This window comes from Rhodococcus sp. NJ-530, assembly GCF_003860625.1.
GTDB lineage: Bacteria > Actinomycetota > Actinomycetes > Mycobacteriales > Mycobacteriaceae > Rhodococcus_F > Rhodococcus_F qingshengii.
The window spans coordinates 4,609,118-4,623,763 of record NZ_CP034152.1 but is presented as its reverse complement, the minus strand read 5'-3'; the positions used below and the strand labels follow the sequence as shown (position 1 = coordinate 4,623,763).

Sequence of the window (14,646 nt, the reverse complement as noted above, 5' to 3'; positions counted from 1 at the left end):
GTTCAGGAGCGCGTTCGTTGACTTCCTTGTCCTCTGCCCAGACTGCGCTCGCTGGACTCGCCGAGGTCGCCCTCGCAGATGCCGCGTTCACTCCGGTGATCGAATCCATCGGATCGGCCGCCTTGGACATCGTGGCTCCGAAGCCGGCTCGACCGTTCATCGCCGCTGCACTCGCCGCTCGCACGCCGGTGCTGCTGGTGACAGCCACCGGTCGTGAAGCCGACGATCTGACTTCGGAACTCACCGAGATGCTCGGTGGAGGAGTGGCGCAGTTTCCGTCGTGGGAAACATTGCCGCACGAGCGACTGTCGCCGAGCGCGGATACCGTTGGGCGACGGGTGGAGGTACTGCGCAGACTCGCCAGACCAGACGACGCCTCGTACGGATCGCCACTTCGGGTGATCGTCACCACGGTGCGCTCTCTCGTTCAGCCGATGGCGCCAGGCCTGGGCGAGATAGAACCGATCACGTTGCGCGTCGGCACCGAGATCGATTTCGATTCCGTTCTGGTTCGTCTGGTGGAGATGGCGTACAGCCGCGTCGACATGGTGGGAAAGCGTGGTGAGTTCGCGGTCCGTGGTGGCATTCTCGACCTGTTCTCGCCGACGGCGGATCATCCGGTCCGTATCGAATTCTGGGGTGACGAGGTATCGGAGCTTCGCTACTTCTCAGTTGCCGATCAGCGTTCGCTAGCGGACGTCGACGTCGATTCCGTGATCGCGCCGCCGTGTCGTGAACTGATTCTGACAGCTGATGTTCGTGATCGAGCTGCCGCACTCGCTGCTGAGAACCAGGCTGACGCGTCGTTGGTCGAGATGCTGGACAAGATCTCGGCAGGTATCCCCGTCGAGGGGATGGAAGCTCTGCTCCCGGTTCTCAAACCCGGTGAACTGCAACTACTTTCCGATGTACTTCCCGAAGGGGCGCACATTCTTCTGTGTGATCCGGAAAAGGTGCGCACCCGCGCCACCGACCTGGTGCGCACCGGCCAGGAATTCTTGGAAGCATCGTGGACGGCGGCGTCGATCGGCGGCGCTGCACCGCTCGACACGTCGATCCTCAACGGCGGAGGAGTCGATCTCGGTGCCTCCGCGTACCGGTCGCTTCGTCATGTTCGCGAATCTGCCGAAGCTGCCGGCCGACCCTGGTGGACAGTCAGCCCGCTGGCGTCGGGAAACGGTGAAGAACTCGAACTCCCGGTGCATGCGGCACCGCAGGTGCGCGGTTCCGACGACCTGTTGGCCGAGCTGTTCGTCAGCCTTCGGGCGCACGTGAGCACGGGCGGTCGCGCGGCGATCGTGGTGGCAGGTGCCGGAACCGCAAGCCGCGTCGTGGAGCGACTCGGTGAAGCCGAAGTGCCCGCCAAGATGCTCGATGCCGGCGCTACCCCCGCCCGTGGACAGGTCGCGGTGCTCCGCGGATCACTGCATGACGGACTGGTACTCGCCGGCGACGACTCGACGCCTGGGATGGTGATCGTCACCGAGTCCGATCTGACCGGCAACCGCGTTGCCGCGGTCGGCGACGGAAAGCGCTTGCCGGCCAAGCGCCGCAATCAGGTTGATCCCCTCGCGCTGTCGGCAGGGGACATGGTCGTGCATGATCAGCACGGTATCGGCCGGTTCGTCGAAATGGTCGAACGCACCATCGGTGGGGCGCGTCGTGAATACCTGGTCATCGAATACGCGCCGAGCAAGCGCGGTCACCCGGGCGATCGTCTGTTCGTCCCGATGGAATCGCTCGATCAACTCTCCCGATATGTCGGTGGGGAGTTGCCGGCGCTGAGTAAGCTCGGTGGATCCGACTGGGCTAACACCAAACGTAAGGCCCGCAAGGCAGTTCGTGAGATCGCGGGCGAGCTGGTTCAGCTCTACGCAGCGCGTCAGGCTGCTCCCGGGCATGCGTTCGGCCCGGACACCCCGTGGCAGAAGGAACTCGAAGACGCATTCGCTTTCACCGAGACGATCGACCAGTTGACCGTTATCAGTGAGGTCAAGGCCGACATGGAGAAGCCGGTTCCGATGGACCGGGTGGTCATCGGTGACGTCGGGTACGGCAAGACGGAGATCGCCGTTCGCGCCGCGTTCAAGGCAGTGCAGGACGGCAAGCAGGTGGCGGTGCTGGTGCCGACGACTCTGCTTGCACAGCAACATCTTCAGACCTTCACTGAACGAATGGCGTCGTTCCCGGTAAAGGTGCGAGGGCTGTCCCGGTTCACCGACGCCAAGGACTCGAAGGAAATCATCGCCGGCATGGCGGAAGGTGAGATCGACATCGTCGTCGGTACTCACCGGTTGCTGCAGACCGGTATTCGCTGGAAGGACCTCGGGCTTGTGATCGTCGACGAGGAACAGCGATTCGGAGTCGAGCACAAGGAACACATCAAGGCGCTACGCACCCACGTCGACGTCCTGACGATGTCGGCTACCCCGATTCCTCGTACTCTCGAGATGAGCATGGCCGGGATCCGCGAAATGTCCACGATCCTCACACCGCCGGAAGAACGTCATCCTATCCTCACGTACGTCGGCGCGTATGCGGACAAGCAGGTTGCCGCGGCCATCCGGCGTGAACTTCTGCGCGACGGTCAGGTCTTCTACGTTCATAACCGTGTCAGCTCGATCGACAAGGCAGCCAAGAAGATCCGCGAACTCGTCCCGGAGGCTCGCGTCGTCGTCGCGCACGGTCAGATGAACGAGGACACTCTCGAAAAGACCGTGCAAGGATTCTGGGAACGCGACTTCGACGTGTTGGTCTGTACCACGATCATCGAAACCGGTCTGGACATCTCGAACGCGAACACACTGATCGTCGAACGCGCGGATTCGCTGGGCCTCTCGCAGTTGCATCAGCTTCGCGGACGCGTCGGGCGTAGTCGTGAACGTGGATACGCCTATTTCCTGTACCCGGCCGAAAAGCCTTTGACGGAAACGGCATACGACCGACTGGCAACGATTTCGCAGAATTCGGACCTCGGCGCGGGTATGGCCGTCGCGATGAAGGACCTCGAAATCCGTGGAGCCGGAAACGTTCTGGGCGCAGAGCAGTCCGGCCACGTCGCGGGGGTCGGGTTCGATCTGTACGTCAGGCTGGTCGGTGAGGCGGTCGAAGCCTTCCGGGCTGCAGCCGACGGCAAACCGATCACAATGGACGAGGGCACGAAGGAAGTCCGGATCGACCTACCGGTGGACGCGCACATCCCGCCCGACTACGTCACCAGTGACAGGCTCAGGTTGGAGGGGTACCGCAAGCTCGCTGCGGCAACTGATTCCGACGGCATCGCTGCCGTAGTCGAAGAACTGGTCGATCGCTACGGCCCACTGCCCGAAGAGGTTCGACGGCTGATCTCGGTGGCCAAGCTTCGACTGCTCTGCCGCGAGTATCAACTGGAGGAAGTCGCCGTCACCGGAACTCAGCTCAAGATCTCGCCTATGTCACTGCCCGATTCCAAACAGATCAGGCTCAAGAGGATCTATCCGAGCGCGCAGTACCGGGCAACGACCGGGCTCGTGCAACTCCCGCTGCCTCGCACCGGCGGAGTCGGCTCGGATCGCCTGCGGGACGTCGAATTGCTCCAGTACATCGCGGACTTCATCCTGGCGATTGACGGGCGCGCCGCCGGTGCCGTCCTGGTCGAGGCGTGAGCACACGGTGAACGAATCGCCCGTCGTCGTACTGCTCGATCCTTTGCGGCCGCATGTCTTTCCGCTGGAGGCGCTCCCGTTCCTGTCCGGCGCGATCGATATCGACCCGGACGTCCCCGACTCGGTACGCGGCGCACTGCCGGCCACGACACCCGGCGCCGCGGTGACTGTGATGATGGACACCGCCGAGCCGAAGATCGCGGCGTTGTCTGCCGCTGGGGTAAAGATGATTCGCGCCGAACCCATTCACGGCGATCGACTGGTGGAAGCGGCGTCGATCATGGACCGGTTGTGGAATCGCGGCGGTTGGGAGTCGACCCAGACGCACGAGAGCCTCTCCGTTTACCTCGTCGAGGAGACCTACGAGGTACTCGACGCGATTCGAAGCGACGACGAGAGCGATCTTCGGGAGGAACTCGGAGACCTGTTGCTTCAGGTGTTGTTCCACTCGCGGATCGCTCAAGCACACGGTGTTTTCGAATTGGACGACGTGGCCGGTGCATTGATCGCGAAACTCGTGCACCGCAGCCCGCACCTGGTCAGTTCCGGGGCGGTCGACATCGCTGAGCAAGAGCGGGCGTGGGACGCTTTGAAGGCTGCCGAGAAGGCTCGCGCGTCATCCATGGACGGCATCGCTCGGTCGCAGCCGCCGTTGCTCCTCGCCGAAAAAGTACTGAGCAGGGCCGCCAAAGCTGGTGTGATCGAAAGCGCCGATGAAGCTGATCTGGAAGCTCTGATCGAGCAGTGCCGACGCGCCGACACTGCACTCCTGGGCGCCCTGGACATGCTGATCGCCGACATTCGGATTCGTGAGGGAAGACGTCTCGAAGACGTGGAGGATTAGCCCACTTTGACGTAATTGCCCGGTAATCACCTGGCAATCGGAAAATAGCTTGGGCTTGGTGAGTGCAGTTGAAACAAACCTAAGGTATGTTTACGTACGAAATGAGCAACACTGGGTCGTTTTCTTGCATGAATTGGCCTTTGATCGGCGGTTATGTAGGGGGGTCCGATGACGGTTCATTTCTGCACTGCGAGCAGCGAGGTACGGCAACCGGCGGGGTGTTGCCGTACCTGGACGCTCGCGGTGGCTACCGATCAGCGATCCCCCAAGCCGTTCGATCCGCTGACGCCGTTCGTATGACAAGAAAGACTGATGGCAAATGAGCGTTCATGCTGAGGTGGAGAGCCGGTCGGCGGTATCGCAGGATTCCGCTCATGTCGGAACAGACTGGCGCCGGGCATACCGGAAGCGGATCGCAGTGAGCGATTCGATCACGGTCCTGTTCGTGATCGCACTCGCTCAGATCGGCAGTATGTGGCCGCATCCCATCGAGTGGCTGACACCACTTAAAGTGATCGCGTCTGCAGCGTTGGGCGGACTGTGGATGATCGCCCTCGCACGGGGGCGTAGCCGTCATCAGGCGATGCTGGGCGAGGGCAGTGACGAGTACGAGAAGGTACTGCTCGCTACCGGCCAGGTCTTCGGAGTAGGCGCATTGGCCGGGATCATTCTGGGCGTGGGAATTGCGCGAAGCTACCTCATGATCGCACTGCCCGTCGGACTCGCTGCGCTGCTTCTCGGACGTTACCTCTGGCGACGCGACATTCGAAGGAAGCGTGCGATCGGGGATTGCCGTAACTCGGTGCTGTTGGTCGGTGGACATGCGTCCGTCGTTGCTACTACGCGTGCCTTCGTGCGGGAATCCTCGGCAGGCTACGACGTTGTGGGAGCGTGCATTCCGCGTCGGGCGACCGCGTTGGACGATCACATCGTTGTCGACGGAGCAGCAGTCCCGGTAATGGGCAACGAGTTCGAGGTAGTCGAGGCGATGCGCGCAAGTGGCGCAGACACCGTCATCGTAACCGGGACCGAAGACCTCGGACAGGTGGGCATTCGCAAACTGATGTGGGACCTCGAAGCCGAGGGCGTCGACATGGTGGTTTCACCGGTCGTGGCCGATGTGTCGAAGGCTCGCTTGATGTTTCGCCCTGCGGCGGGACTCCCGTTGATTCACGTTGCGCGGCCGCGCTACCAGGGCGCGAACCGGCTTGCGCCCGCTGTTTTCGACGCGGTGTTCTCGATGCTGATGATCCTCCTCGTGGCGCCGGTCATGCTCGCCGCTGCCGCTGCAGTCAAGTTCACGTCGAAAGGCCCGGTGTTCTACAAGGCGGAACGCATCGGCCTCAACGGGAAACCGTTCCCCATGTTCAAGTTTCGTACCATGGTGGAAGGCGCCGATCAGCAGGTTGTCGATCTGATGGGGGACAACGAAGGCGCCGGAGGTGTGTTGTTCAAGATGCGTGAGGATCCACGAATCACGTCCGTCGGCAAGATCCTTCGTCGATTGAGTATCGACGAGCTACCGCAGTTCTTCAACGTCATTCGCGGAGAGATGAGCGTTGTCGGCCCGCGGCCGCCATTGCGTCGCGAGGTCGAGATGTACGACGACGAGGTTGCCCGGCGCCTGCTGGTCAAGCCTGGCATCACCGGTCTCTGGCAGGTAAGTGGTCGCAGTGATCTCTCGTGGGAAGAATCTGTTCGACTGGACTCTTCCTACGTGGAGAATTGGTCTATCCTGCAAAATCTTTCGATCATTACTCGTACCGTCTCAGCGGTCGCGAAAAGCGACGGAGCGTACTGACTACGCGGTTGGTGCCGGCGCGGATATCCGCGCCGGGCACCCTCCTGTCAGCTGTCGAGCTCAACAATGCGAGAACAGATTCTTGACGTAGCCGGCAGTTTGGTAGGCGTAGTTGAATGCCCACGTCCCGATCGAGAGTTCCGGACGGCTTGCGACCATGACCAGTTCTCCTTGATAACACTGCGAAATGATGTGCCGCGCCCGCGAGATATGAGGAACGAACGTCACGACGATGACAGTCTTCCATCCGTTGGCATTAGCCATTCTCTCGATTTCGAACCCCTCGCCCTCGGTGGTGGACGGTGACGGGACGAAACAGTCGACAGGGAAGTCGAACGTACCCTCGCAGATCGACCGCATCTTCTTGTCGTTGTCGCCGTAAGGATTCGAGAAGATCAGGCGTGGTGCGTAACCGTCTTTCATCAGTTGGATTCCGACCTCCTCGCGTCCGTCGTGTGCTCCGCCGAGGACAACGATAGCGTCAGCACTTCGTGGTGCATCGATCTTGGGTGAGACGAAGACGGGCCAACCCGTTGCCGCACCAAGGGCGAGGAGTGATAGAGGTATGCCCGCAATCTTCAAGGCCGATTTGATCTGTTTGATGGCCCCACAATACCTGGACTCAGGAGACGACGATGACCGGATGGCAACCACTTCGGACGGTGGCGGGGTTGACCGCCTTACGGGATGCCTATGGGCAGAACATGTCTGGACTCGTACCTGAGACCGGTGTGTATCTCGCCGACGACGGTTGGTGGATCGCTCTCACGGGTGCACCCGATCCCAGCTACAACCTTGCATTGGTCCATGGGGGTGATGTGCGGAAAAACACGGTCGCCGTTGTGGAACGAGTGCTCGCAGAGCGACTGCGCACCGTTGTCATGCTCGCCGGGGCGGGTCTGGATGCCGCGACCGTCCTCGCGGATGCAGGGTGGGTGTGCGTAGGTTCGAGTTCGCTGCGCGCGCTACCGAATTCTCCGTCAGCGCCGGATGCCGCGGTGCGGATCCTGGAAGATGGCGACCTGCGTTCAGCACGACAACTTGCGGAGGATGTTTTCGGTATCGATCGCGAATCTGCGACTCTGGTGTATCAGGAGGCGGCCCCCGACCGACCAAGTGAGCGTTCAGTCGTCGGCCTGTTCGAACTCGACACGCTGCAGACCGCAGCGATGCTGTCGTTCGGTAAGCCCATCAGCACTGTGTGGGCGGCCGGAACCAGGGCGCAAGGACAGCGGCGCGGACATGGGTTACGGGTCCTTCGGCAAGTGTCGGCAGCCGCATTCGAGGCTGTCGGCGACGGCGCCGTGTGTGGTCTCGCCAGCGCTGCCGGCAATGCTCTGTACGACGCGAGCGGAGCCGAAATCGTCGAGTACTGGCAGATGTGGTCGCGACCGCGATGGCTACTTGGTAGCTGACATCAGCCGTCAGGTATGTTTGTGTGCGTTCGGCAAACTTTTGGTTTCTTTCAGCTACGCTTCAACGCGCGATCCAATCGGGGGTACTCAAGATGGCAGATTCGAGTACCAGGGATGCGGTGATACGTCGCGAACTCGGCGTTCCGCCCACTTTCGACCTGGTGAGGCATGCACGAAACCTTGCAAGAGTGTTCTTCCCCGCTCTTGTCATCGCATTGCTCGTCGGTGGGATTGTCTACGCTGTGCGGGGAAGCGCGACACCGGTGTATCAATCCGACATCGTCGCGGAGGTTCAGTCTGCCTCTCAGATCGTCGTGACGGACGCGAACCTCGGCCAGTTGGTTGCCCCCTATGTCGCACTGGCCACCGATAGCGATGTGGTTGCCGCCATCCACGACCAGTTGAATAACGGGTGGACGACAGCGGATGTCTCGAGCCACATCTCGGTGACGCCGGGTACTTCTCCGGCATTGGTATTCGTCAAGGCGACTGCCTTCAGTCAGGCTGACGCGGACGCGCTGGCACGAATAGTCGTCGCCACCTTGAGCGACGCGCAGGCGCGACGCAATGCAGACACGCTGGATCGTCGTACCCGAGTTCTCACCGACGACATCGCTCGATTGAACGGGGACTTGGACGCAGCGCGGCGAGAAAGCTTGGACGAATACGAGACGCCCGCCGACGATCCGACTATCAAGGCGGATCTCGACGCGAGGCTGGAGCAGTTGCGCCAGTTGAGATCGACCGTATCCGGTTCCGACCGACTGCAGTTGCTTTCCGCCCCCGCGGGAACGGGTCTGCCGGTTGCGCCGAAGCCACTCGTCGAGTCGGCGGTTGCGTTCTTGGTGGTCCTCATTCTCGCTGCCGAAATCCTCTCTGCCTGCCGGGGTCGATTCAGTTCGCGAGTGACCGACGCGTGGGCACGTCGAACGGCCCGGAAATACGGAGCCTCACTACTCCTGCAGCACTCCGAAGCCGCTGAGTTTCCGCCGAACCTCGCGCTGACGATATGCCAGCGTGCAAGTCTCGGTGATCATGTCCTGGTGCTTTCGGGTGACGGCGTCCCCTCCACATCATGGGATGTTCCTGCGCACGTGCGATCCGGGGTCTCCCGATATTCGCTGAAGTCGGACTGGTGGCGCCGATTTGACTCCAATGGAACCGGGTTTGCCCTGGTTGTTGTCTCCGCACAGCACGCCAACCAACGGGAGATCGTCGAATGCCTCAGGGCTTTGGCCGAAGTCGATGTTGCGCGAACACTGGTACTCGTGGGTCCGTCTGCTCCCGAGCCTCTCCTCGACGTACTTACCCTCGCGGTGCTGCGTCGCAGACGCAGGCCCGCAAGTTCAGTGAAACTGGCGGCCGAGCCGACCAACTCGGCCACGAACTCACAGGCCCCGTCCGACAGCGCCTGGGTGAAGTCCGGTGCGCCGCGGCTGAACGAGCCTTCCGTTGCCGTGCCGTACGGAATGGATACTTCCGCCCTGGATTCGAGAAGGGATCGCGCCAGCCTGGTGGATGCGAAAACGGTCAGTATTGCGAAGAAGAACCTGCCGAAGGCTACGCCCAAGCCGAGCGCAGGGGTCGAGATCGAAGAGCCGCAGATCGTGCAGGCTGTTGATATCGAGGGCGCCGGAGTCGAGGCGTCCGCAGTGGAGATTTCCGGAGCGGAGTCGACCAGCAATGATGCAACTGGTGTCAAGGCGTCCGGGGAAGCCGACGGCATCGACTCCGAAGCCTCGACCGAACGAATTATGTTGACCTCCAAAGATATAGCGGAAATTCGAAAGAGGAGGCAAAGAACTCGCGTGAGCCTTATACGTTCGGATTCAGCAGACGGACAGTCGGAATCCTGAAGGACCGGGCTTTCACTAGATCTTGGGTGTGCTGCACCCTCCAACTGCCTGTTTCACCGCTGCGAGTGCGGGTTTCGGAGTGTAATTGATCGTGACCAGACCGAAGTTCTGTTCGATATCCGAAGTGTTGGTTCCGCGATCACGCATGCTGTAGATGAAAATGCGCTCGATGTAACCGAGCACCTTTGCTTGCGCGAATCCATCCGAGATGATGTTGGCCTGTAATTGCGGGCTGACGGCGGTCGGGCCTGTACCTGTCGGAGCTCCGAATTCGGTTGCCCAGACTTTCTTTCCGCTGTCCCCGTTCTGCACCATCGATTCTCGCATCAGTCGGATCCTGTAGAAAGTGTTCCAATTCTGGGTGGACGAATCCGAAGGTAGCGCAGGCCAACTGTACGGATGGATCGAAAAGACATCGAATGAAGACTTTGCTCCTGCCGCGTACATACCCTTGAGATATGTGACCGGTGAGATGTCGGATCCGTTGTCGACGGCCGGTGCCAAACCGCCGTTGAGAATCTTTGCACCCGGTTGTACCGCACGGATACTTTCAGATGCGGCTTTCAGGAGTGCAGTGTATGTGTTCACATTCGGCTTGGGGCGGAAGAATTGTGTCAGGTTCGGTTCGTTCCAAATCTCCCAAGTGCTGATTCTGTTCGAGTACCGTTGTGCTGCTTGTTGTGCAAACTTGGCAAACGCGGCCGGATCGGATGGATACCCGTGGGTATCGTTGACCCCGGCGACGCGAGCCCAAGCCGGCGTGTACGTAACGATTCCCAAGACGCTCAATCCTTGGAGACGTGCTCGATCGACGACGCGGTCCGTTGCGCTCCAATTCTGTTGGCCCTTGGTTGATTCGACGGCGGACCAATCGACGTCGAACCTGAGCCAGGTCGCGCCAGCATTCTTCATTGCGGTCAGTTCTGCATCGAGATCATTCTGAGAGAGACCGTTGAGTGGGGCACCCGCGGCGATCCCTAAACCAACGGAACTGCACGTCGAGTTCGGGGTTGGGGTTGTTGTTGGAACTGGACTCGGTGCACACGCGCTCAATGACCCGACAGTCAACAGGGCGCAGGCGAGGGACAATCGAAGTCGACTCACGCCGACCACCTTCTTTCCACAGTGACTCGAAACCGGTGCGGGACAGACAAGTTGGAAGCCGAACTAGATGACCAATCCGACAAATCAAAGAATTGCATGAATTGGGTCACTTGGCACCAGTCTCGAAGTCGGTTCTGCAGTACTTCCGTCCGGTTGGGTGCTACTGCGAAATGCGCCGGTTGGTATTGTCCGATTTTCTCGGTGACTGTGGTCGAAAATGATCAATAGTTCAGAGGCATCCTCCAGTTTCGTTTGCATCTTGCAACACGGCCATTGCGGGCTTCGGTTCGAAGTCGAGATTCAGAAGGCCAAAGTTTTGTTCGCGATCACCGGGATCGGAGCCGCGGTCCTGGAGACTGTAAACGAAGACCTTCTGAACGAACCCGAGGCTACGCGCTTCGTTGAATCCGTCACGCAGTATCTCGGCTTGCATCGACTCGGTCACAGCGTCGAGACCAGTTCCTGTTGGTGCCCCGAATTCGGTCGCCCAAATAGATTTGGTCGAGTCGCCGTTTGCAACCATTGTGTCGTGCATCAGCCGCATTCGATAGAAAGAGTTCCAGTTTCGAGTCAACGGGTCCGAGGGCAGTGCCGGGTAGGTGTACGGATGCATTCCGACAACGTCGAAGTGTTGTCCAGCTCCATATTCGTAGATATTCGCGAGGAACGTCGTGGGGCTTATGTCAGCGCCGTTGTCAGTTGCGGGGGACAAGCCACCGGAGACAATTGTTGCGCCCGGTTGCACTGCCTCGATTGCTACGCTCGATGCGGCGAGCAGCTTCGAGTAATACTCAGGATCCGGCGTCGGATTGAAGAATGTTTGGAGATTGGGCTCGTTCCAGATCTCCCATGACGAAATGGAATTCGAGTAGCGGGCAGCGGCAAGCGCCGCGAACCTACCGAACGCGTCCGGGTCGGCCGGACGGGTATGCGTGTCAGGACTCGTCGCTGCCGGATCTCTTGCCCAGGCAGGCGTGTAGGTGATGAGACCGAGAATCTCGAGCCCGGAAGATTTCGCGATGTCCACGAGGCGATCGGTTCCGGACCAGTCGAAGGTGCCCTCGGTACTTTCGATGGCGGACCAGTCGATGTCGAATCTGACCCAGTGCGAACCCGATGATCGAATAGCTTCCACCGTTCGATCCATTTCGGCGTCACTCATTGCGGTATAGCCGGAACCCAGTGCGATGCCAGTATTGTCTGACGAAGGTTGAACTGCGCAAGGTTCGCCGGTTGCGGTAATCGAAGAATGGACTACCAATCCGACAATCAACAAGACCACTGCGACTGCGGCGACTCGACGTGCCTTAGCCATCGATGAGCTCCTTCAGCAGAGCCGGAAGATTCTTCTGGATGTCATATCGGTCCTCTACCTTCCGCCGGCCGATGCGTGACAATTCGGATCGTGCACTCCCGTCCTCCAACAGTCTCGTTATCTCGGCTGCGAGTTCTACTGAATCAGATGGCTCGACGAGCGATCCGGCGCCGTCCCCCAGCAGCTCGCTGGTGCCGCCGAGATCGGTTCCGACGACTGGCACTCCGATGCTCATTGCTTCGAGTGCCACGAGTGGGCCGGCTTCGGGAGAGGTGCTCGCAGAAATCGCGATGTCCCATCCTTTGATAGTTGCCAGTGAATCGACATATCCGAGAAATGTGACGCGACCCGCCAGATCCGGCTGCTGTGCGCGTTCACGAAGTACTTGTGCGTACATTTCATCGCCCGGGAACGGAAGTCCGGCGATTTCGAGTTGGACGTCCACTGTGCGGGCGATGGCATCCATCAACACCAAGTGGCCTTTCCACGGCGTCAGTGACCCGATGATTCCGACAACTCGGCGTGCCGGTGATCGAACTTCCGTTACCTCAGGGGGAACTACAACACCAAGTCGTGACACCGAGGTGGGAATTCCCAGCGAAAGAACAGGAAGCGATGTCGGTCCGGAGACGGCGACTGCTCGTCGTATCCCGGGTTTTGCAATCCGTACGACGATTCGTTGTTTTGTGCTCGAGAGAGTGTCGTGGACAAGCCACGTTGCACGTTGCGGTACGCGGCCGAGCCTGATCACCGGCAATGCGAACAGTGAGTTGACTATCACGGTCGAGCTGGCCGACTGAGCCCGAGACGCAATGATGCGCCCGGCAATTCGCCAATTCTTTGCAACTTCGAGAATCGCCAGGACGCGTGCCAGACCCCCTTCGCCTCTGAGCGACAGGGTTGGTAGCGTGACCGTTTCGAAGTCGACTGACGCGCGTGCGCGATCCCTCAGCGGCCCTTCCGGACAAGCCAACATTACCGTGAAACCCTGCTCGTGTGCCAAACGCATCAGTTGGAGCATGACCAGTTCGGCGCCGGAGATCTCTCCAGTGTGGCTGACGAAAATGATCGTTCGTGTCATTTTACTTCCCTGTCGGGTTTTACCATTGCGAGTGGCGACTTCCCGCCCGCGAGCGATACAAGTGCATAGATTCCGACTGTCCCAAGTGGAGCGAGAACCGAAACGACTGGCCATGGCACGCCCAACCTTTCGACGCAGATCGTTCCTGCCACTGTGACCACCGCGCAGAGGGCGACGGCCGCTCCGAGCGGGAGCATCGGAAACATTCTGTGAACCGGCAGACTTTGCCGCACTACAATCCAAATTGCAACGAAAAGAAGCAGTTCGGTCGATACGGTCGCAACTGCCGCTCCGTTGAATGACATTCGAGGAATCAACACGATGTTGACCACGATATTGAAGAGTAAGCCGCCCAATGCAATCCACGGATATATTCGATGCCGGCCGCTCGCAACCAGGATCATCAACCCCAACTGGGTGAGCATCGAGAAGCATGCGCCAAGCACCAACAGTCGCGTCGAGGTCCCTGCAATTGCGAACCGCTCTCCGTACAGAAAGGTGAGCACTCCGGTGGCAGCAGGCCAGAACGCGGCGATCGATGCGCTCCCGAGAACTGTCAGGACGATGAATGTTTCGCGGCTTCGTTCGCGGAACACTGCCACGCTGTCGGGCCAATAGGACACGAGAAGTGTTGTTACCGGGGTGACTACGGTGATTGCGACGATTTGCAGAAGGTCCGCGAATTTGTACCCGATGGTGTACAAGCCGACCGAATCGAAAGTATCGAGCTTGCCCAAGAGCAGCACATCAACTTTGGACAGAAGCGTGACCAAAGCGAAGCCGATGCTCAAAGGGATTGCTTCGATCAGCATTTCCCGCCACCTACGAAACTGCGCTCGTGACGACGGCCTAGGCCCGGCGACGCCCTTTCGGACACCGCGCACTTTCACGACGGCCGCGACCACTTCGTTGATGACCGCAGGGATGACGAGAACGAGGAGGATCGGCTGCCACAAAACCGCGACGATGGTCGCGACAAGCTGGGCGAGTTGCCCGACGCCCTCGGCGATCGCGACATACGTCATGCGCAGGCGGCTCTGGTACATGACGGAAAGTGCATGGCTGGGAGTGGCAACGACAACGACCAAACCAGCGACCGCCGTTGCTTCGACCACTTCTGCGGGGTAGCGGAGAATCCAAACATAACCCACCGCGACGATGTATCCGAAAAGACCAAGGGCGACCCGTAGGGATATGAACGCGGTGGTGACCAGCGAAACTTCCCACGGATTGCACTCGACCAACTTCGCGAGCACCACTCGGCCGACGCCGAGATCGGTGACGACGGACAACAATCCGAGCAATCCGAAGATGAGGGAGAACTTACCGAATTCGTCAGGGCTGATCGAACGCGCGATCAGAACCGAGCCGGTCCACCCCATCGCTGCCACTGCGATCCGGCTTCCGAGCATGATCGCAGTGCTTCGGCGTGCATCGTTCGCAGTCAAATCCGGAGCGGCCGGCCCGTGGATTTTCGTCTCTCGCTCGCGACGTTCCTTCTCGAACTTGTCGATAGCGGCCTGGCGCAATTCGGCGAACTCTCGCGGCGATACGGGCTCGGTGCCCGTCGAATTGCGATTCGTCAT

10 protein-coding genes are annotated in these 14,646 nt (G+C 60.1%); 5 read left to right on the top strand and 5 right to left on the bottom strand.

What is annotated here, in order from left to right; all coding sequences use genetic code 11:
* Positions 1–17: 17 nt before the first annotated feature.
* From mfd to EHW12_RS21335, 3 genes are all read left to right on the top strand, one after another.
* Positions 18–3,644 (top strand): transcription-repair coupling factor, encoded by a 3,627-nt coding sequence (mfd, locus tag EHW12_RS21345; RefSeq protein ID WP_003946285.1) that lies wholly within the window; start codon positions 18–20, stop codon positions 3,642–3,644.
* A gap of 7 nt (positions 3,645–3,651) precedes the next feature.
* Positions 3,652–4,488 carry a MazG family protein gene (locus tag EHW12_RS21340; protein WP_030536281.1) on the top strand — a complete coding sequence of 279 codons (837 nt, stop codon included), beginning with the start codon at positions 3,652–3,654 and terminating at the stop codon, positions 4,486–4,488.
* 319 nt (positions 4,489–4,807) lie between these two features.
* Positions 4,808–6,289: a sugar transferase gene (locus EHW12_RS21335; protein WP_125051702.1), complete on the top strand. Its 1,482-nt coding sequence runs from the start codon at positions 4,808–4,810 to the stop codon at positions 6,287–6,289.
* 60 nt (positions 6,290–6,349) lie between these two features.
* On the opposite strand, the gene EHW12_RS21330 is transcribed toward EHW12_RS21335, so the two are convergent.
* Positions 6,350–6,871 (bottom strand): YdcF family protein, encoded by a 522-nt coding sequence (locus EHW12_RS21330; RefSeq protein ID WP_241199023.1) that lies wholly within the window; start codon positions 6,869–6,871, stop codon positions 6,350–6,352.
* 53 nt (positions 6,872–6,924) lie between these two features.
* On the opposite strand from EHW12_RS21330, the gene EHW12_RS21325 reads away from it, so the two are divergent.
* Positions 6,925–7,704, top strand: coding sequence for an N-acetyltransferase (locus EHW12_RS21325; RefSeq protein ID WP_125051698.1), 780 nt, complete (start codon positions 6,925–6,927; stop codon positions 7,702–7,704).
* Positions 7,705–7,796: 92 nt separating this feature from the next.
* The gene (locus tag EHW12_RS21320) at positions 7,797–9,560 is read left to right on the top strand and encodes a hypothetical protein (protein WP_125051696.1); all 1,764 of its coding nucleotides are present in this window, start codon (positions 7,797–7,799) and stop codon (positions 9,558–9,560) included.
* 15 nt (positions 9,561–9,575) lie between these two features.
* Here EHW12_RS21320 and EHW12_RS21315 read toward each other — a convergent pair whose 3' ends face one another.
* From EHW12_RS21315 to EHW12_RS21300, 4 genes are all read right to left on the bottom strand, one after another.
* Complete coding sequence (locus tag EHW12_RS21315; RefSeq protein WP_054826105.1) at positions 9,576–10,664, bottom strand: cellulase family glycosylhydrolase; 1,089 nt, start codon at positions 10,662–10,664, stop codon at positions 9,576–9,578.
* Between the two features lie 229 nt (positions 10,665–10,893).
* Positions 10,894–11,979 (bottom strand): beta-xylosidase, encoded by a 1,086-nt coding sequence (locus EHW12_RS21310; RefSeq protein ID WP_125051694.1) that lies wholly within the window; start codon positions 11,977–11,979, stop codon positions 10,894–10,896.
* Positions 11,972–13,060, bottom strand: a complete 1,089-nt coding sequence (locus tag EHW12_RS21305; protein WP_235867847.1) for a glycosyltransferase family 4 protein — start codon at positions 13,058–13,060, stop codon at positions 11,972–11,974. Before EHW12_RS21305 ends, EHW12_RS21310 begins: the two co-directional genes overlap by 8 nt.
* Entirely contained in the window at positions 13,057–14,646 is a 1,590-nt protein-coding gene (locus EHW12_RS21300; RefSeq protein ID WP_125051692.1) for a flippase, read from the bottom strand. The genes EHW12_RS21305 and EHW12_RS21300 overlap by 4 nt, the downstream gene beginning before the upstream one ends.